Source organism: Amphritea pacifica (assembly GCF_016924145.1).
GTDB lineage: Bacteria > Pseudomonadota > Gammaproteobacteria > Pseudomonadales > Balneatricaceae > Amphritea > Amphritea pacifica.
Genome location: NZ_JAFFZO010000099.1, coordinates 1 through 580, shown reverse-complemented (window position 1 = coordinate 580; position 580 = coordinate 1). Strand labels below are relative to the sequence as shown.

Genomic DNA, 580 nt, shown 5'->3' with positions numbered 1-580 from the left:
GGGACAATCGATTCGCTGTAACTGAAGCTGAAGATATGCTGTTCACGTACCGCCCCCTGACTGTCGTGAAAACAGTCCAGTAGCGGATCACCACTGATGGCCGGATTGGAACCGGAGGTATCACTGAACACCAGCAGATGGCCTTCGTCGCTGTGTTCGAAGTAGTAGTGAATCCCCTCTTCGGCCAGCAGCCGCTGAATAAAGTCCAGCTCGGTTTCCCGGTACTGCACGCAGTAGTCATAATCCGGATAGCTTTTAAGCAGATCAAAACGGAACTCATCGGTGCTCAGCCCGGCATCTGTGAGAATCGTCCGGATGATGCTCTGCACATTCTGAAACTGAAATATGCGACTGTTCTGCCGGTGCTGCAGCGCCCAGATTTTAGGCACCAGGCGGATATGATAGGTGCTCTGGTTAACCCCCTGATCACCGAGCGTTACTTCAGAGACCATGCCGTGGATATAACGGGTAAGCTCATCGCTGCCATCGGTCTGATCCAGCAGGGTAACAAACGCTGGCTGGCCGATCAGCGTAGCGAAGTCGATATCGCCATCGTCTGAGACCACTTCGATGGCAAACG

General features: G+C 53.4%; 1 protein-coding gene. It reads right to left on the bottom strand.

Features of this window, described 5'->3' with window-relative positions; all coding sequences use genetic code 11:
• On the bottom strand, positions 1-580 hold a 580-nt coding region (gene tssI, locus JW499_RS21575), incomplete at both ends, for a type VI secretion system tip protein TssI/VgrG (protein ID WP_205212509.1).